The following is a 17,451-nucleotide window of genomic DNA, read 5'->3' as shown; positions in this document are numbered from 1 at the left end:
GTGTGGTACCGGTGGAAAAAACGTCCGGGAGCTCAGTCAGGGGGCGTGCGCGGATGTCAAAAACAGGCCCGGCAGACGTAAGGGCGAAACTGTATATGGCGGCGATCGTAGCGATCAGGTGGAATGCCCCGGCGAAGGCGCTGTACCAGAGGCTAATCGCGAAGGGCAAAGCCAGCAAGGCCGCGCTTGGAGCGGTGATGCGCAAGCTGGTTCATCAGTGCTTCGGGGTGCTGAAAACGCGGATGAAGTGGGATGAAAATTACGCAGCTACCGCTTGACGTTCAAGACGGTAGCTACGGTAACGTGCAAACATTTATAGCGGCACGCTTTATCGTGGGGGGTTTACGCTTTACCCTGCTGCAAAAACGCCTGCAACAACGGCTTCAACACCTTCTGCAACTGGGCGGCGCGTGCCTGCTGCCACGCGAAAGGTGGGGTTTCATCCATATAATTGATCTGCGCCAGCTCCAGCTGTACCGCCTGCACGCCCTGCTCTGGCTGCCCATAAGCACGGGTGATATAGCCGCCCTTAAAGCGTCCGTTGATCACCCAACTGTAATCCGTTTGCGCGCTGCACACGTCCTGAATCGCTGTCGTCACCGCTGATGAACAACTGGCACCGTCATTGGTCCCGATATTCAAATCCGGCAGACGCCCCTCAAACAGACGGGGGATCACCGAAGCAATTGAGTGCGCATCAAACAGCAACGCGTAGCCGTGCTGCGCCTTGATACGCGCCAGTTCCTGCTGAATCTGCTGATGGTACGGATGCCAGATATTATCCAGATACCCCTGACGTTGCGCCGCCGTCGGCGTTTTGCCTGGCGCAAAGGTTGGCGTGCCATCAAACAACGTTTCCGGGTACAACCCGGTGGTGGCAGTGCTGTACAACGGTTGATTGTCCGGCGGACGGTTGAGATCGATAACAAAACGCGAGTAGTGGCCAATCAGCACGCTGGCTCCCATATCGCGCACAAAATCATACAGCAGCGGGATATGCCAGTCGGTATCCGGCAAACCACGAGCGGCGTCGCTTAATCCGGCATCGACTTCTGGCGTCAGTTGCGTCCCGGCATGCGGAATGCTGACCAGCAGCGGCAGCTTCCCTTCAGTAAAATGAAACGGTGTCATTGCGCTTCTCCACGATAGATAACCTGGCACGGCAATTCGCCGCCCAACCAGTAAACCAGCTCCGCCGGACGCGCCAACGGCCAGTGGACGAAGTTCGCCACTTTGCCTGACTCCAGCGAACCATGCGTCTGCTGTAAACCCAGTGCCTGTGCGCCCCACAGGGTCACACCTGCCAACGCCTCTTCCGGCGTCATGCCGAACAGCGTGCAACCCATATTCAGCATCAGACGTAGCGATAATGCCGGTGACGTACCCGGATTGGCATCGCTGGCCAGCGCCATCGGCACCCCATACTGACGGAACAGCGCTACCGGCGGCTTCTGCGTTTCGCGCAGCAGGTAAAACGCGCCCGGCAGCAGCACCGCGACGGTGCCATGTTGCGCCATCGCCTGCACATCGCTTTCGGTGGCATATTCGAGGTGGTCTGCCGACAATGCGCCGTAACCTGCGGCCAGCGCCGCACCACCCAGTGAGGAGAGCTGCTCGGCATGCAGTTTCACCGGCATCCCCAGCGCCCTGGCTTTATCGAACACCGCGCTGACCTGCTGTGGCGAGAAGGCCAGATGTTCACAGAACGCGTCCACCGCATCCGCCAACCCTTCCGCCTGCACCTGCGGTAACAGTCGCTCGCAAATAATCTCCACCCAGCCCTGCGGGTTGTCTTTAAACTCGGGCGGAAAGCTATGCGCCGCCAGACAGGTCGCCAGCACATCGGCAGGCACGCTTTGCGCCAGCTCGCGAATGGCACGCAGCATCGTCAGTTCACTGGCTTCATCCAGCCCGTAACCGGACTTGATCTCAACTGTGGTCACCCCCTCCGCCAGCAGGCGATCCAGCCGCCAGCGCGCCGAGGCCACCAGTTCCTGCTGAGTCGCCGCACGCGTCGCACGTACCGTGGAGAGGATGCCGCCGCCCTGCGCGGCGATCTCAGCATAGCTGACACCGTTCAGGCGCTGCTCAAATTCCGCGCTGCGGTCACCGCCAAATACCAGATGGGTGTGACAATCCACCAAACCCGGCGTGATGATGCCCCCCTCAAACTGGTGCTGCTCACGCGCGTTAAATGCCGGTAGCTCACTGCGCGGGCCTACCCACACCAGTTTTCCCTGATCCACCGCCAGCGCGCCGTCGGCAATCAGGTTGTAGCGGCCCTCGCGCATGGTCACAATATCTGCGCCCAGCCACAGGCTGTCGATCTGCTTCGCTTCTGCCATCCCCCGTGTCCCCTTCGCCTTTGGCGATTTACACTGCTCATCAAAGTATGTATATGTATATACAACCAACCGCCGTGTAGGATCAACCATGACGACTTTTTTTGCCCCCAGGGCATTGCTGGCCGATGGCTGGCATGAGCAAGTGCTGATTTCTGTTAATTCTTCCGGAGTGATTACCGATCTCACCCCCAATAGCGAACCGGGTAACGCCTCGCGCCTCGCGGGATCAGTGATCCCGGCCATTGCCAACCTGCATTCGCATGCGTTTCAACGCGCGATGGCCGGTCTGGCGGAAGTGGCTGGCGATCCGCAGGACAGTTTCTGGACCTGGCGCGATCTGATGTACCGCATGGTGCAGCGCCTCTCGCCAGAACAGGTCGGCGATATCGCCGCGTTGCTGTATATCGAGATGCTGAAAGGCGGCTACAGCCAGGTGGCGGAGTTCCACTACCTGCACCATGACGCTCAGGGCAAAGCCTATCCCGATGATGACATGCTGCAACAACTGATGGCCGCGGCGGCGACCGCCGGGATTGGCCAGACGCTGCTGCCGGTGCTCTACAGCTACAGCGGTTTTGGTTCGCAACCGGCCAGCGACGGGCAGCGCCGCTTTATTCAGCAGACCGACGCGTATCTGCACCAGCAGCAACGGCTGGCAACCTGGGTCGCTGACAAACCGCTGTTTAGTCACGGCCTGTGCTTCCATTCGCTGCGCGCGGTGAATGAAGCGCAGATGCGCGAGGTCCTGGCCGCCAGCCCGGATCACTTGCCGGTGCATATCCATGTGGCGGAGCAGGAAAAAGAAGTTAACGACAGTCTGGCGTGGAGCGGCGAACGTCCGGTGGCCTGGCTGTTGAATCGCTTTAAGGTCGATCAACGCTGGTGTCTGATTCATGCCACCCATCTCGATGATGACGAAATCGCGCGTCTGGCAGCCAGCGGCGCGGTGGCGGGCTTGTGTCCGACCACGGAGGCTAACCTCGGTGACGGCATCTTCCCGGCGGTGGAGTACATCGCCCGTGGTGGTCGTTGGGGGATTGGCTCCGACAGCCATGTGTCGCTCAGCACGCTCGAAGAATTGCGCTGGCTGGAGTACGGCCAACGGCTACGCGATCGTCGTCGTAACCGCATCACCACCCCCGATCAGGCTTCCGTTGGCGATCTGCTGTGGCAACAGGCGGCGCAAGGCGGCGCACAGGCCTGCGGTATCAAGAGCGGTGAGCTGGCGGTCGGTAAACGTGCCGACTGGCTGGTGCTGCATCAGGATGCCTGGCTCGGCAGCGTTGAAAACGCCTCGCTGCTCAATCGTTGGTTGTTTGCCGGACAGCGCGAGCAAATTCGTGATGTATTTGTCGCGGGCAAGGCGGTGATTGAACAAGGCCAGCACCCGGCGCAGGAAGCCTGTGCGGCACGTTTTGCCGCAGCGATGAGGGCGTTACGATGAGAACCCGTTTCGCTTACGACACCTTACCGGTCAGCCGCTGGCGCAACGGCGGCGGCGAAACTCGCGAGATCATCAGTTATCCGCCCGGTGTGGCGGATTTTGCCTGGCGCGCCAGCATTGCCACTATCGCCGCTGATGGTCCCTTTTCCCCCTTCCCCAGTATCGATCGGGTGATCACCCTGCTGCACGGTGACAGCGTGTTGCTGACCAGCGCGCAGGGCGAGCAACAACTTCAGCCGCATCAACCCTGGCCGTTCCCGGGTGAATGGGCGATCGATGCCCGTATCGGCGCGAGCGCCTGTCAGGATTTCAACATCATGACACGCCGCGACAGTTGGCAGGCACAGGTGACGGTGCAGCAGCAGGCGGTGCGGGCCACGCATGGTGTGGCCTGGGTGCTGTCTGGTCTCTGGCAAAGCGCCGAAGGTGAGGTGCTGGAGGTGAATCAGGGGATGTGGTGGCTGGATGAAGAGACGCAGCTGGCACCGTATTCTGCCGATGCCAGCCTGCTGTTTACCGCACTCAGCCGTGTCCTCTGAAACGGCCCAGTAACTTGTAACGCGAGCCGGGGTACAGCAGGCGCGCGTAGGTAACAATTTTGGTATCGCTCCAGGTCTGACGACGGATCAGCAAACAGGGTTCGTGCTCATCCAGCGCCAGATGCTTACGCTGGCGCAGATCCGGCAACACCGCTTCAACGATATGCTCGCCGGCGGTTAACGGCGCGACGCGCATCAAATAGGTGTAAGGCGTTAACTGATGATAATCCTGGCTGAGATAATCCGGTGCCACCAGCGGGTTGACCAGACGATCTTCCAGTTGCACCGGCATATCGTTTTCGTAATGCACGATCAACGAATGGTACAACGTCTGTCCGGTGGATAAACCCAGCACCGCCGCTTGCTCCGGGTCGGCCTTCATCTGCCCGAGCGACAAAATTTTGCAGCTGTGGCGATGGCCACGCTGGGCGATTTCATCGGCGATGTTGTGCACTTCCAGCATCGCGGTGTAGCCCTTCATCTCGGCGACAAAGGTGCCCACGCCCTGCATACGCACCAGAAAACCTTCGCTGGTCAGTTCGCGCAACGCCCGGTTGATGGTCATACGGCTGACGCCCAGCTCGTTCACCAACTCGCTTTCCGACGGTACACGTTGATTGGCCTTCCAGTGACCTTCACGGATCTGGCTGATGATCGCCTGTTTAACGCGCTGGTAAATCGGCGCAGGCTCATCACCCATGGCCGCGGCCAATTGTGCTATTGCCGTTTGCTCAACCATATCCTGTTCCTTTTCCTGATAGTGCCCAGAGTTTACTGTCTCAGGCGGTAAATGTATATACATCCCGCAGTGCAACCAGCCCACTGCTTGTGCAGCATTTGCCTTATTACAGTGCAAAGCGCCACGCGACCTGGATATCAATCCGCATCACTACGCTGTTCACAGAATGTGATCAATCTGGCACAGCGCTTGCTACTTGTATAGACAAGAATAGACACTTATGCTTCACTCGCATTATTCATGGCATCGCCGACAAAACTTCCACAAGCCAATGTTGTCCGTGATTGCCGCTTTACTTGTATAGACAGGAGTAGACTATGTCAGGTTCGGTTCAGAATATTCGCCTCGTTCCCGGTGAAGTGGACCTCGCCACACTGCGCGCGATTTACCAGGGTGGCGTCGCATTAACGCTGGCTGATGAAGCGCGGGCCGCGATCGGTAGCGCCAGTGCCACGGTAGATGCCATCGTCGCCTCGGGCAACGTGGTGTACGGCATCAACACCGGCTTTGGCAAACTGGCACAGACGCAAATCCCGGCGGATCGTCTTGCCGAACTACAACGTAACCTGGTGCTGTCGCACAGCGTCGGCCTGGGTGAACTGCTGCCTGATAATGTTACCCGTCTGGTGGTTGCCACCAAGATCATCAGCCTGGCACGCGGCCATTCCGGCGTCCGCATCGCCCTGATCGAAGCGCTGCTGGCGCTGTTTAATGCCGGTGTGATGCCGTGTATCCCGGAAAAAGGTTCAGTGGGTGCCTCTGGTGACCTGGCCCCGCTGGCGCACCTGTCGCTGATGCTGCTGGGTGAAGGTCAGGTGCGTGTTGATGGCGTGCTGATCCCGGCGACCGAAGGTCTGGCGCGTGTCGGCCTGACGCCGTTTGTGCTGGGTCCCAAAGAAGGACTGGCGCTGCTGAACGGTACCCAGGTTTCCACCGCGCTGGCATTGCGTGGCCTGTTTGAAGGGGAAAACCTGTTTGCCGCCGGATTGATGGCCGGTGCGCTGTCGCTGGAAGCCATCAAAGGTTCGATCAAACCTTTCGATGCCCGTATCCACCAGGCTCGCGGTCAGCAGGGACAAATCAGTGTCGCCGCCGCCGTAAGCGCGCTGCTGGAAGGCAGTGAAATTCTCAGCTCACACGCCAATTGTGGCCGGGTGCAGGACCCCTACTCCATTCGCTGCGTCCCGCAGGTTATGGGGGCATGCCTGGATAACCTGAGCCACGCCGCGCGCGTCTTGCAGATTGAAGCCAACGCCGCCTCGGATAACCCATTGGTGTTCAGCGACAGCGGCGATGTGATTTCCGGCGGTAACTTCCATGCCGAACCGGTGGCATTTGCCGCTGATATCATCGCGCTGGCAGTGGCCGAAGTAGGTGCGATTTCCGAACGTCGCCTCGCATTGCTGCTGGATACCGGTTTATCCGGCCTGCCGCCGTTCCTGGTACGCGATGGCGGCGTCAACTCGGGCTTTATGATCGCCCAGGTGACCGCAGCGGCGCTGGCATCGGAAAACAAATCGCTGGCCCATCCGGGTAGCGTTGACAGCCTGCCGACCTCCGCCAATCAGGAAGACCATGTTTCGATGGCGACCTATGCTGCGCGCCGTCTCGGCAGCATGTGCTTCAACACCGCCGCCGTGGTGGGGATTGAAGCGATGGCTGCCGCGCAGGGCATTGATTTCCATCGCCCTCTGCAAAGTTCCACCCTTATCGAGCAGGAGATGAGCCGTATTCGCGCGCAAGTCGCCTTCCTCGATCAGGACCGTTTACTGGCGCCGGATATTGACACCATGCGCCTGTGGGCCAGCAGCAATGCCTGGCCGGAAGCCCTTTCTGCGCTGCTGCCGAGCATGCGCACCACCAATGTTGAATAAAGGAACTGATGATGAGCGAAACTCTGACCCAGGCAGTTGCCCGTGAAATCCGAGCCCCACAGGGGAGTGAACTGCACTGCGCCAACTGGCTGATTGAAGCGGCTTACCGCATGATCCAGAACAACCTTGATCCTGATGTGGCGGAACGCCCGGAAGATCTGGTGGTGTACGGCGGCATCGGTAAAGCAGCGCGCAACTGGGAATGCTTTGAGCAGATTCTGCGTTCGCTGCGCGCGTTACAGCCGGAAGAAACCCTGCTGATCCAGTCGGGTAAACCGGTTGGCGTGTTCCGTACCCATGCTGACGCGCCGCGCGTGCTGCTGGCTAACTCCAACCTGGTACCGCACTGGGCCACCTGGGATCATTTCCATGAGCTGGATAAAGCCGGCCTGATGATGTATGGCCAGATGACCGCCGGTTCGTGGATCTACATCGGTGCTCAGGGCATCGTGCAGGGCACCTACGAAACCTTCGTCGAAGCGGGCCGTCAGCATTACGATAACGACCTGAGCGGCCGCTGGATCCTGACCGCCGGTCTGGGTGGCATGGGCGGCGCACAACCGCTGGCTGGCGTGCTGGCCGGTGCCTGTGTGCTGGCAATTGAATGCCAGGAATCACGCATCGATTTCCGTCTGCGTACCCGTTATGTCGACCACAAAGCCTATACCCTCGATGAAGCGTTGCAGCTGATCGACGAAGCCACCAAAGCGAAAAAAGCCATTTCAGTTGGCCTGCTGGGCAATGCGGCGGAAATCTTACCAGAGCTGGTAAAACGCGCCAAAGCGGGCGGCATGAAACCGGATATCGTGACCGACCAGACCTCCGCGCACGATCCAGTCAACGGCTACCTGCCGATTGGCTGGGATGTGGACCGCTGGCAGGCCGAGCGTGCCAGCAACCCGAAAGCAGTAGAAAAAGCGGCGCGCGCCTCAATGGCAACCCATGTCCAGGCGATGCTCGACTTCTGCCATATGGGTATCCCGACCGTCGATTACGGCAACAATATCCGTCAGGTTGCGCTGGATGAAGGGGTGAAAAACGCCTTTGATTTTCCTGGCTTTGTTCCGGCCTATATCCGTCCGTTGTTCTGCGAAGGCAAAGGCCCGTTCCGCTGGGTGGCGCTGTCGGGCGATCCGGAAGATATCTATAAAACCGACGCCAAACTGAAAGAACTGTTCCCACACCACAAAACGTTGCACCGCTGGCTGGATATGGCGCAGGAGCGCATCGCGTTCCAGGGTTTACCGGCACGTATCTGCTGGCTGGGACTGGGCGAGCGCCATAAAGCTGCGCTGGCGTTCAACGAGATGGTGCGCAATGGCGAGCTGAAAGCACCGATTGTGATTGGCCGTGACCACCTCGATTGTGGCTCCGTTGCCTCACCGAACCGTGAAACGGAAGCGATGAAAGATGGCTCGGATGCAGTGTCCGACTGGCCACTGCTCAACGCCCTGCTGAACACCGCAGGCGGCGCGACCTGGGTCAGCCTGCATCACGGCGGCGGCGTCGGTATGGGCTTCTCACAACATGCCGGGGTGGTGATTGTCTGCGACGGCAGCGCCGAAGCCGATGTGCGTCTGGCCCGCGTGTTGTGGAACGATCCGGCCACTGGCGTCATGCGTCATGCGGATGCGGGTTACGAGCAGGCACAGGCTTGTGCGAAAGAGCATGGGCTAAATCTGCCGATGATGAAATAACCTGGCTGGCGGGCGTCAGGCCCGCCATTTTTTTGCCTGTCTTTGCGCAATTTATCACTCCACAAGACTCGGCAAAATTTGCGTGGTTCAGGCATTGATCTGCTGTAAGTCTTTCTCGCTCAGACCGGTGAATTTCATGATGGTTTTAATATCTACGTTCTCCCGCAGCATACGCTGCGCCACCTGCAATTTACCTTCCTGAAGCCTCTCCTGAAAACCTTCCAGAAAGCCTTCCATAAACCCTTCTTTAAACCCTTGCAGATAAGATTCCTGCCGCCACTGTTGTTCGATCGTCATAATCTGTTCCTTGAGTTGCGGTTTGGCTTGCATCAGTATTTTAACGACAAGTTCAACCACCATAGTGATGAGAGTGTCCGGACGTTATCACAGCAGTTATCTCACTGATATCTAAGGCGTGAAAATATCAGAGAGAGTTAAGAACTTCATAATATAGTGATAAAACAATCAGATTTAACCCCAGGTTGAGCAAGCACAACAAAGGGGTCCCTGGGGATAAAATTTATCTCGCAGTGGATAAAACCTACTTATTCCATTTGGATATAGTCTATAGCCAAATTATCCCGTTTCGCGATAGACGCTCTCCGCGCTTGCCACTACAGTGGGAACATAATTTCTTGCGGTACCTGCCCACGGACGTACTGCTGATAATGGAGAATCCTGCCCTATGACCCTGCCTGCCACTTTGCTGGAAAACGCCCTGCACTGGCGTCGCCAGCTCCATCAACATCCTGAACTGGGTTACCAGGAACAACGTACCAGCGAATTGGTGGCGCAGGTGTTGAAGGATGCCGGTTTGCAGGTGTTTCGAGGGCTGGCGGGCACCGGGGTGATTGGTACGTTGGAAAATGGCCCCGGACCGGTGATTGGCCTGCGCGCCGATATGGATGCGCTGCCGATCACCGAAAAAGGCCATCCAGAGTGGAAATCCAGCCAGCCGGGCGTGATGCACGCCTGTGGTCATGATGGTCACACCGCCGTGTTACTGGCGACAGCCTGTCACCTGGCGGCCACACGTCAGTTCAGCGGCACGGTGCATTTTATCTTTCAGCCCGCCGAGGAGAACCTCGGTGGTGCCCGAAAAATGGTGGAAGAAGGCCTGTTCCAGCGCTTCCCGATGGATGCCGTCTACGCCATGCATAACTGGCCTGGCCTGCCGGTTGGTTCGCTGGCGGTCAATGCCGGTGCCATGATGGCATCGCTCGATTCGTTTGAAATCACTCTGCACGGCAAGAGCTGCCATGCGGCAATGCCGGAAAGCGGTGCCGATCCCATCGTCGTGGCCGCAGAATTGATTCTGGCGCTGCAAACCATTCCGTCACGCCGCCTGTCACCGCTGGCATCGGCGGTGGTCAGCGTGACGCAAATCCACGGCGGCGAAGCGATTAACGTCATTCCCGAGCAAATTGTGTTACGCGGCACGGTACGTTGTCTGCAAACCGATGTGCGTAATCGGGTACGTGGCCTGATTGAGGATTTTGTCAGTACGCTGCCGCGCCCGTTTGGCGTCAGCGGCGAGATTCACTGGTATCCAGGTTATCCGGTCACCGCTAACCATGAACAACCGGCTGAACAGGTGCGTCAGGCGGCGGTAAGCTTACTCGGTGAGCAGCAGGTGCACTGGCAGGTGAATCCGTCGATGGCATCGGAAGATTTCGCCTGTATGCTGGAAGCCTGCCCCGGTGCCTACTTCTGGCTGGGTGCCGATGGTGCGACACCCTCTGCACCGCTGCACAACGCCTGTTACGACTTCAATGATGAACTGCTGCCCATCGGCATCACCTTCTGGCAGCAGTTGGTGGAGAGTACGCTGGCGAAAGCCTGATCTTCAGATACCGGCCTGGTTGAGGCGCTGTTCAGCGTCAGCCAGGCTGGCGTTTTCCCCGCTGGCGACCAGGCAGCAGGCCAGTTGCAAACGCAGCGCCTGCGGAACCGCACGTTCCCCCGCCAGCACCGCACGGATCCAGGTGGCGGTATCCAGCGCATTTTTTGACTCCGGCAACGCGACCTCCCATTCCGGTTGACGCGCAACCCACTCTTCAGCCTCGGCATTTGCTCCCTGAATATAGCTGATGGCAGGGCAGCGCTGCGGATTGGCATAGACTTCGCCTTCAGTCCCGTTCAGCAGCAACGCGGGCGCATCGATATCCTGAAAAAATTTGCCAACACGCGGCACATATTCCGGGTGCGATACGCTGGCAAGCCGCAGCGCAGCCCGCTCGGCAAACGGCGTTGCCAGTTTCGCCAGGGTGTGTGCGCTATTGCGCACCCCCATACGCCAGCGCAGCGATAGCTGTTTCGCCATCGGCGTGCACAGATGATCGATGGTGATAAACGCCAGCTCGCCGTTATCCAACAGCGCCTGCGCTTGTTGCGCACTGGTGGCCGGGTTGATATCCAGCGCCGCCAGCACCGCTTCACTGGTTACGCGCGTTGGGTCATCACTGACGCCGTGCATCAACACCGGAAAGCCAAGTTTGACCAACAGCAACGCCAGCAACGGCGTCAGGTTGCCCTGACGGCGCGCGCCGTTATAGCTGGGAATGACGATCGGCATCGGGCGGTCAGCAGGTGCTTGCAGGCGCATCATCTGCTGCTGCATCGCCTGATAAAAGCCACGCATCTCCGCCTCACCTTCTCCCTTGATGCGTAACGCGATCAGCACACCGCCCAGTTCAAGATCCGGCACTTCTCCGGCCAGTATCGCGCTATACAACGCCACGGCGCTGTCGAAATCGATATCGCGCGCGTGATTTTTCCCGCGCCCGATTTCTTTGATAATTTTATTCAGTTCCATCAGGAGTTTCCGCTTCCAGAGTGCGCCGCATCTCGGCGGCCAAAGAGGTGTTGTGCTGCTGTGCTAAACCGTCGGCCACCTGCTGGCGATCCGTCAGACTGCGGTTTTGATTGAGTTTCCACTTGCCTTCGCGCTGGGTCACGCGAATCTCCACCCCGACAATCGCTTTGATCATACTGTCGATGTAAGTGGCCGGGGCATCGCTCACCGCCCACGGCTGCGGCATCCCCTGTTCCTGCTGCGCGGTAAGCCGCTCGACCTGCGCCCGCAGCCAGTCAGCATTATCATGGCGGATCAGTGGACCACGGCAGTGAAGCGTCAGGTAGTTCCAGGTCGGCACCGCTTTGCCGCTGCGCGCTTTTTCTTCATACCACGCCGGGGTGATATAACCCTGTTCCCCCTGGAACACCACCAGCACCGGCATGCCATCCTCCAGCGCTTTCAGATGCGGATTGGCGCGGGACAAATGCCCCTGCAACACCCACTCCCCCTGAGCATCGACCTGCAATAAAAACGGCAACGGCGTTGCCTGCGGGCCATCGTTCCCGTTGGAGATCAACAGCCCCAGCGGATGGCGCTGCACCAGCTGGCGCTGCGCTTCAGCATCCGGCTGGTTAAACGCCCGTGGCGTATACAACATGCTCAACTCCTTCTGCTTGCGCGCCTTCTGCGTGGCGCTGCACTGGATGTGGCCTCGGGCATCGGCGGTTGTTCAATCGGGAACACCGGCAATGCGGCCAGCAGACGGCTGCCATACGGCTTGCTGATCAGACGTCGATCGTAAATAACGATCTCGCCAAAGCATTGGTGACTGCGAATCAGACGGCCTACCTGCTGGATCAAGGTAAATGAGGCGCTGGGTAAACTCTGCACTTCAAACGGGTAGCGTCTGAGGCTCTTCAGCCACTCCCCTTCGGTCAAAATTACCGGACTGTCCACCGGGGGAAAAGCAATTTTATGGATATGTACCTGCGACAGCAGATCGCCTTTCAAATCCAGCCCTTCGGCAAAGGATTGCAGGCCAACCAGAATGCTGGTTTTGCCCTGCTCCACGCGGTGGCGATGCAGCTCCACCAGCCGATAACGTGGCTGGTCGCCCTGCACCAGCATCGACAGGCGTAAGTCGGTGACGTGGGTGAGAAACTGCTGCATGGCACGGCCACTGGCGAATAACACCAGCACCCCTTTATGTTTCTCTTCCGCCATTTGCGCACGGAAAAAGCGCGCCATCTCGGCGATATGTTCCACCTCACTGCTCATCAACGGTTCATACTGCATCTGAGGGATCACCAGCTTGCCCTGGTCGATATGCTGGAAAGGCGAGTCAAGCGCCACAAAGCGGTCACCCGCCTTCTCATTCAGCCCTGACATTTCCTGTAGCCGGTTAAAGCTATTCAGCGAGCGTAGCGTGGCGGAGGTCACCACCACATGGGGGATTTTACGCCACAGTAGTTTCTCCAGCTGATCGCTAACGCGTATCCCGGCACAGTGAAACAGCAGATGCGTCTGGCCGTCGCGCAATTCACGCGTCACCCATTTGGACACCGGTGCATTTGAGGCTTTCTCCATAGCCGCCAGTCGCCACAGCTTGCTGATGGATTCAAACCAGCCAAAGTGGCGATTGAGCTGCAAAATCGCTTTATGCAGCCGCATGATGTCGGCTTTACCGGTTTGATCGCCCAGCTCATTCAATAACCCTTCCGCCAGACCACGCAGCGCATCGCTGAGTTTGAACAAGCGGGCGCACAGCGTCAGCAGTTCTTCCGGCAGTTCCCCCAGCACAAAACGAAACTCACCTGGCTGGTTATGGTCGGGCAGCAGCGGATTCAGGGCGTTGCATAACGTCTGCAACAGCTCGCGCATCTCATCGCAATGGCCTTTCAGCCGCTCCGGATTGGTCAGCGGTGGCGGGGATTTGGGGCGGAACTGCGCCATGATGGTTTCCACCAGGCGCACAAACAGATCCAGTTGCAGGCTGCTCCAGCCAGGGGTGATCTCTGCGCTCATCTCCAGCGCATCACGCGCGACTTCCGGCAAATGGTGGCCTTCATCCAGCACCAGCATCAGATGTTTCGCAGGCGGCAGTACCGACTCGTTTTCCATCGCCGCCATCACCAGCGCATGGTTCGCCACCACCACATCCGCCTGCTCGATCTCACGTCGCGCCACAAAGAACGGGCATTCACGATACCAGCGACAATGATGGCCCAGGCAGTTGGCTTTGTCGGTGGAGAGGCGCTGCCACAGGCTGTCATTGATCGCGACATCCGTGTGATCACGCAGCCCATCCCACTGGTAACGACTGAGCTGCTTTTCCAGTCCGGCGCATAACTTTTGCTCCTCTTTGGAGCCGGTTACCGCCTCTTCATCAAGATACAGCAGCAAATCCCCTTGCTGATCTTCGCTGGCCGCCAGCGCGGCGAGGTTGCGCGGGCAAACGTAGCGCCCACGCCCGAATGCAGCGGTAAAGGTCAGGTCGGGAATGATTTTTTTCAGCAGCGGCAGGTCTTTGCTGAAGATTTGATCCTGCAACGCCACGTTGGCGGTGCTGATCACCAGTCGCTTCTCCTCGGCACGACTGACGGCAATGCCGGGGATCAGATATGACAGGGTTTTACCCACCCCGGTGGGCGCTTCAATCGCCAGGTGACGGCCTTCGTCACCGGCCAGGCTTTTCGCCACTTCGGCGATCATCTGGCGCTGTGGCGCACGCGGAATAAAGTCAGGAACCTGCTGTTGCAGCGCCTTATACCATTGCGCAATCTGGCTTTTTATCGCTGCTGTCAGGGCCATTGTCTTAACTGTTTTCGGGAAAATGGCCTGTATTTTTACACAGTATCGCCACAGCGTCAGCTTTCGCTGCTATTTTTTCGCGCTGGATTCAGAATATCTCGCATCGCACGGATCAACGTTTCGCGCGCCCGGCCACGGCGAAAAGCAAAGGAGAACGGCGCGCGGAAGTGGAAATCTTGCGGCAGCAGACGACAGAGCGCCCCCTGTTGTTCCCAGCTACGTGCGTAATGCTCCGGCAGATAACCAATAAACCGCCCGCTAAGGATCAGCGTCAACTGCGCTTCGATACTCTCCACCGATGCATTCGTCTGACGGAAACCACGTTTGTTCAGTTCCTGCTGGTTCCAGTAGCGTCGCGTCACCATCCCGGTTTGCTGCACGGTGCGCACATCCGGCGTCCCCTGCGCCAGCGCATGCTGCGGGCTGCAATACAACCAATGCTGTTCGTCGTACAGCGGAATCGTCACCAGATTGCTGGCGCGCAGCGGGAAGTGACCAATCGCCAGGTCGAGGCGATCTTCCAGTAGCTGTTGTTGCAGTTCATTGGGATCGCGCACGCTGAGGTTGAAAAATACCGCCGGAAAACGCTGATTAAAGCGGGCGATAGCGGCAGGTAAATCCAGCGTGCTGTCGGTGACGGTGGCATCCACCACCCCGAGGGAAAAGGCACCGCCCTGCGCGCTTTTCAGCGTCTCCACCTGCGCCTGCCAGTCTGCCAGCGTGCTCAGCATCTGTTGGCTGTAACGATAAAACTCTTCCCCTTTGCTGGTCAGGGTAAAGCCACCGCGCCCACGCTGACACAGAATAAACCCCAGTTGGGTTTCCAGTTCGCTCATATAGGCGCTGATCGCCGGCGTGGTCATGTTCAGCGCCTGCTGGGCGCGTGAATAGCCCTGGTTTTCCACCACGCTGGCGAACACCTGGAGCAGTTTAAGATTGGGTAACGGTTGCATAATATTGTGACGTAGCGGTGCGATTTATCGCGCCGCTACGTCAGTGCCCCCTTTTCCTTCAGTGATTGCTGGTTAAAGTTAAGTAATCTCTGAAGTGATTATCTGCTGTCAAGGATTTTTCCCGCTCGCGCATCGGGTCATGATGTCAGCCTGTTCAGTTAAGGAGCCGGTCATGACCCATTTTCCCCAACCGCAGGGCGGCAATGAAATGCCGCGTTTCGCCGGACGCGGCACCATGATGCGTTTACCGGCCAGTGAGTCCCCCGCCGATCTGGATGTGGCGTTTATCGGTATCCCGCTGGATATCGGCACTTCGCAACGCAGCGGTACCCGTTACGGGCCACGCGCCATCCGCGCCGATTCGGTGATGATCCGCCCTTACAATATGGCAACCGGTGCCGCCCCTTTTGACTCGCTGCGCGTGGGCGATCTTGGCGATGTGCCGATCAATACTTACAGCCTGCTGAAGTCGGTCGATATCATTGAAGACTTTTACAGCGCGCTAAACCCGTGGCCGCTGATTCCGCTGACGCTGGGCGGCGACCACACCCTGACGCTGCCGATTCTGCGTGCGCTGGCAAAAAAACACGGTCCGATGGGGCTAATTCACGTTGATGCCCATACCGACACCAATGACGAGATGTTTGGTGAGAAGATTGCCCACGGCACCACCTTCCGTCGCGCGGTGGAAGAGGGTTTGCTGGATTGCCAACGCGTGGTACAGATTGGTCAACGTGCGCAGGGTTACGCAGCGGATGATTTTCAGTGGGGTGTCGATCAGGGTTTCCATCTGATCCCTGCCGAGCAGTGCTGGCATCGTTCGCTGACACCGTTAATGGCGGAGGTGCGTGAACGTATCGGCAGCGGCCCGGTTTATCTTTCTTACGATATCGACAGTTTCGATCCCGCCTGGGCGCCCGGCACCGGTACGCCGGAGGTGGGCGGCCTGACCTCAATGCAGGGACTGGAGATCGTGCGCGGTTGCCGTGGGTTAAACCTGGTCGGCGGCGATTTGGTTGAGGTTTCGCCTCCCTATGATTTGAGCGGCATGACCTCCCAACTGGCGGCCAATATCCTTTATGAGATGCTGTGCGTGTTGCCTGGCGTCCGTTATACAGAGAAGAAACAATGACACAAATGAATCTGGTGTTCCCGGCCCGCGTGTTACGCGGCGCGGGGGTGATTAATCAATTGGGTGAAATCTGTGCCAGCCTCGGACAACGCGCGCTGCTGATCGGCGGTCATCAGGCGCTGCAAGCGGTGGAAGCGCAGGTACGCGCCCAATTGCTGGCGGCGGATGTGACGCTGCTGGCGCAGGAGTGGTTTGGTGGCGAGACGTCGCTCAACCAGATCAACCGACTGGCAGCCATCGCCACCGAGTTGCAAGCAGAGGTGATTATCGGTGTTGGCGGCGGTAAATCGCTGGATACCTGTAAAGCCGTGGCGGCGCAGCTCGGCCTGCCGGTGGTGACCATCCCCACCATCGCCGCAACCTGTTCGGCGGTGACGCCGCTGAGTATCCGCTACGACGATAACGGTAACTTCTTTGATATCTTCCCACTGCCACAGGCTCCGGCAGCGGTGGTGATCGACAGCACGCTGCTGGCAAAAGCCCCGCCCCGCTGGCTGGCTGCCGGGCTGGGCGATACGCTGGCGAAATGGTACGAGTTCCGTGCCGTCAGCAGCCGCCATCCGGCCAAAGAAGGCAACGCGCTGTCATCCCTGGCGCACAGCAAAATTTGTTATGACGTGATTGCCGAACATGGCCCGGCCTCCTATGCCGCCGTGCTGCGCGGTGAGAGCAGCTCCGCACTGGATCAGGTACTGGATGCCATCTTTACCTGGGCGGGTTTAACCTCGCTGATGAGCAACGGAGCACACGCAGCGGCATCTCATGCTATCTACGAAGGCTTTACCTTCTGCGATAAGACGCGAGAGTTTGGTCATGGCCTGCTGGTCGGCTTCGGCAATCTGTGTCTGCTGGCGCTGGAACAGCGCAGCGATGACGAAGTGCTGGCAGAAATGCGTCTGGCACGCGATTGCGGTGTACCGCTGACGTTGACTGAAATTGCCGATCTGGACACAGCCGAGCTGGCGCTGATTGTACGTGAATCGGTGCATGCGCCGGATATGGCGAATATGGCGGAAACGGTGACGGATGAGCGCTTGCTGGCAGCAATCGCACGCGTTGAGAAACTGGCAACACAGTAACCGCGCGATAAATCGCGCCGCTACGAGATGTACCAATATGT

The 17,451-nt window shown here is 58.6% G+C and carries 16 protein-coding genes; 8 read left to right on the top strand and 8 right to left on the bottom strand.

Annotated features, from left to right (window positions below; genetic code table 11):
• On the top strand, positions 1–278 hold a 278-nt coding region (locus tag CTZ24_RS06380), incomplete at its 5' end, for a transposase (protein WP_208723593.1).
• Between the two features lie 64 nt (positions 279–342).
• Here the strand turns inward: CTZ24_RS06380 and hutG are convergent.
• Complete coding sequence (hutG, locus tag CTZ24_RS06375; protein ID WP_208725090.1) at positions 343–1,131, bottom strand: N-formylglutamate deformylase; 789 nt, start codon at positions 1,129–1,131, stop codon at positions 343–345.
• Positions 1,128–2,345, bottom strand: coding sequence for an imidazolonepropionase (gene hutI, locus CTZ24_RS06370; RefSeq protein WP_208725089.1), 1,218 nt, complete (start codon positions 2,343–2,345; stop codon positions 1,128–1,130). The genes hutG and hutI overlap by 4 nt, the downstream gene beginning before the upstream one ends.
• A gap of 88 nt (positions 2,346–2,433) precedes the next feature.
• Here hutI and CTZ24_RS06365 point away from each other — a divergent pair, with 88 nt between their 5' ends.
• On the top strand, positions 2,434–3,789 hold the full coding sequence (locus CTZ24_RS06365; RefSeq protein WP_208725088.1) for a formimidoylglutamate deiminase: 1,356 nt from the start codon (positions 2,434–2,436) through the stop codon (positions 3,787–3,789).
• Entirely contained in the window at positions 3,786–4,328 is a 543-nt protein-coding gene (locus CTZ24_RS06360) for a HutD/Ves family protein (RefSeq protein WP_208725087.1), read from the top strand. The genes CTZ24_RS06365 and CTZ24_RS06360 overlap by 4 nt, the downstream gene beginning before the upstream one ends.
• Here the strand turns inward: CTZ24_RS06360 and hutC are convergent.
• Positions 4,312–5,067, bottom strand: a complete 756-nt coding sequence (gene hutC / locus CTZ24_RS06355) for a histidine utilization transcriptional repressor HutC (protein ID WP_013508421.1) — start codon at positions 5,065–5,067, stop codon at positions 4,312–4,314. The two genes, CTZ24_RS06360 and hutC, sit on opposite strands and share 17 nt — an antisense overlap.
• A 317-nt stretch (positions 5,068–5,384) precedes the next feature.
• Between hutC and hutH the strand changes: the two genes are divergently transcribed.
• Both hutH and hutU read left to right on the top strand, forming a co-directional pair.
• The gene (gene hutH, locus CTZ24_RS06350) at positions 5,385–6,941 is read left to right on the top strand and encodes a histidine ammonia-lyase (protein WP_208725086.1); all 1,557 of its coding nucleotides are present in this window, start codon (positions 5,385–5,387) and stop codon (positions 6,939–6,941) included.
• An 11-nt stretch (positions 6,942–6,952) separates the two neighbouring features.
• Entirely contained in the window at positions 6,953–8,638 is a 1,686-nt protein-coding gene (gene hutU, locus CTZ24_RS06345; RefSeq protein WP_021182520.1) for a urocanate hydratase, read from the top strand.
• A gap of 87 nt (positions 8,639–8,725) precedes the next feature.
• On the opposite strand, the gene CTZ24_RS06340 is transcribed toward hutU, so the two are convergent.
• Positions 8,726–8,935, bottom strand: a complete 210-nt coding sequence (locus CTZ24_RS06340; RefSeq protein ID WP_208725085.1) for an Rpn/YhgA-type helix-turn-helix domain-containing protein — start codon at positions 8,933–8,935, stop codon at positions 8,726–8,728.
• Positions 8,936–9,323: 388 nt separating this feature from the next.
• Between CTZ24_RS06340 and CTZ24_RS06335 the strand changes: the two genes are divergently transcribed.
• Positions 9,324–10,481, top strand: a complete 1,158-nt coding sequence (locus CTZ24_RS06335) for a M20 aminoacylase family protein (protein WP_208725084.1) — start codon at positions 9,324–9,326, stop codon at positions 10,479–10,481.
• A gap of 3 nt (positions 10,482–10,484) precedes the next feature.
• On the opposite strand, the gene ybiB is transcribed toward CTZ24_RS06335, so the two are convergent.
• Genes ybiB through CTZ24_RS06315 form a run of 4 tightly spaced genes read right to left on the bottom strand, consistent with a single transcriptional unit; the run spans position 10,485 to position 15,199 of the window.
• The gene (ybiB, locus tag CTZ24_RS06330; protein ID WP_208725083.1) at positions 10,485–11,453 is read right to left on the bottom strand and encodes a DNA-binding protein YbiB; all 969 of its coding nucleotides are present in this window, start codon (positions 11,451–11,453) and stop codon (positions 10,485–10,487) included.
• On the bottom strand, positions 11,440–12,093 hold the full coding sequence (locus tag CTZ24_RS06325) for an FMN-binding negative transcriptional regulator (RefSeq protein ID WP_208725082.1): 654 nt from the start codon (positions 12,091–12,093) through the stop codon (positions 11,440–11,442). The genes ybiB and CTZ24_RS06325 overlap by 14 nt, the downstream gene beginning before the upstream one ends.
• Before the next feature lie 2 nt (positions 12,094–12,095).
• On the bottom strand, positions 12,096–14,246 hold the full coding sequence (gene dinG / locus CTZ24_RS06320; RefSeq protein WP_208725081.1) for an ATP-dependent DNA helicase DinG: 2,151 nt from the start codon (positions 14,244–14,246) through the stop codon (positions 12,096–12,098).
• A 56-nt stretch (positions 14,247–14,302) separates the two neighbouring features.
• Positions 14,303–15,199, bottom strand: coding sequence for a LysR family transcriptional regulator (locus CTZ24_RS06315; RefSeq protein WP_208725080.1), 897 nt, complete (start codon positions 15,197–15,199; stop codon positions 14,303–14,305).
• Positions 15,200–15,371: 172 nt separating this feature from the next.
• Between CTZ24_RS06315 and speB the strand changes: the two genes are divergently transcribed.
• Positions 15,372–16,331, top strand: a complete 960-nt coding sequence (speB, locus tag CTZ24_RS06310; protein WP_021182513.1) for an agmatinase — start codon at positions 15,372–15,374, stop codon at positions 16,329–16,331.
• On the top strand, positions 16,328–17,410 hold the full coding sequence (locus CTZ24_RS06305; protein WP_208725079.1) for an iron-containing alcohol dehydrogenase family protein: 1,083 nt from the start codon (positions 16,328–16,330) through the stop codon (positions 17,408–17,410). Before speB ends, CTZ24_RS06305 begins: the two co-directional genes overlap by 4 nt.
• Positions 17,411–17,451: the final 41 nt, after the last annotated feature.

Source organism: Pantoea phytobeneficialis, from assembly GCF_009728735.1.
GTDB classification, from domain to species: domain Bacteria; phylum Pseudomonadota; class Gammaproteobacteria; order Enterobacterales; family Enterobacteriaceae; genus Pantoea; species Pantoea phytobeneficialis.
The sequence above is the reverse complement of the archived record's forward strand: the minus strand, read 5'-3'. Positions and strand labels throughout refer to the sequence as shown.

Coding starts and splice junctions, on each gene's coding strand:
- hutG (WP_208725090.1), bottom strand. CDS start 1,131: ATGACACCGTTTCATTTTACTGAAGGGAAGCTGCCGCTGCTGGTCAGC.
- hutI (WP_208725089.1), bottom strand. CDS start 2,345: ATGGCAGAAGCGAAGCAGATCGACAGCCTGTGGCTGGGCGCAGATATT.
- CTZ24_RS06365 (WP_208725088.1), top strand. CDS start 2,434: ATGACGACTTTTTTTGCCCCCAGGGCATTGCTGGCCGATGGCTGGCAT.
- CTZ24_RS06360 (WP_208725087.1), top strand. CDS start 3,786: ATGAGAACCCGTTTCGCTTACGACACCTTACCGGTCAGCCGCTGGCGC.
- hutC (WP_013508421.1), bottom strand. CDS start 5,067: ATGGTTGAGCAAACGGCAATAGCACAATTGGCCGCGGCCATGGGTGAT.
- hutH (WP_208725086.1), top strand. CDS start 5,385: ATGTCAGGTTCGGTTCAGAATATTCGCCTCGTTCCCGGTGAAGTGGAC.
- hutU (WP_021182520.1), top strand. CDS start 6,953: ATGAGCGAAACTCTGACCCAGGCAGTTGCCCGTGAAATCCGAGCCCCA.
- CTZ24_RS06340 (WP_208725085.1), bottom strand. CDS start 8,935: ATGACGATCGAACAACAGTGGCGGCAGGAATCTTATCTGCAAGGGTTT.
- CTZ24_RS06335 (WP_208725084.1), top strand. CDS start 9,324: ATGACCCTGCCTGCCACTTTGCTGGAAAACGCCCTGCACTGGCGTCGC.
- ybiB (WP_208725083.1), bottom strand. CDS start 11,453: ATGGAACTGAATAAAATTATCAAAGAAATCGGGCGCGGGAAAAATCAC.
- CTZ24_RS06325 (WP_208725082.1), bottom strand. CDS start 12,093: ATGTTGTATACGCCACGGGCGTTTAACCAGCCGGATGCTGAAGCGCAG.
- dinG (WP_208725081.1), bottom strand. CDS start 14,246: ATGGCCCTGACAGCAGCGATAAAAAGCCAGATTGCGCAATGGTATAAG.
- CTZ24_RS06315 (WP_208725080.1), bottom strand. CDS start 15,199: ATGCAACCGTTACCCAATCTTAAACTGCTCCAGGTGTTCGCCAGCGTG.
- speB (WP_021182513.1), top strand. CDS start 15,372: ATGACCCATTTTCCCCAACCGCAGGGCGGCAATGAAATGCCGCGTTTC.
- CTZ24_RS06305 (WP_208725079.1), top strand. CDS start 16,328: ATGACACAAATGAATCTGGTGTTCCCGGCCCGCGTGTTACGCGGCGCG.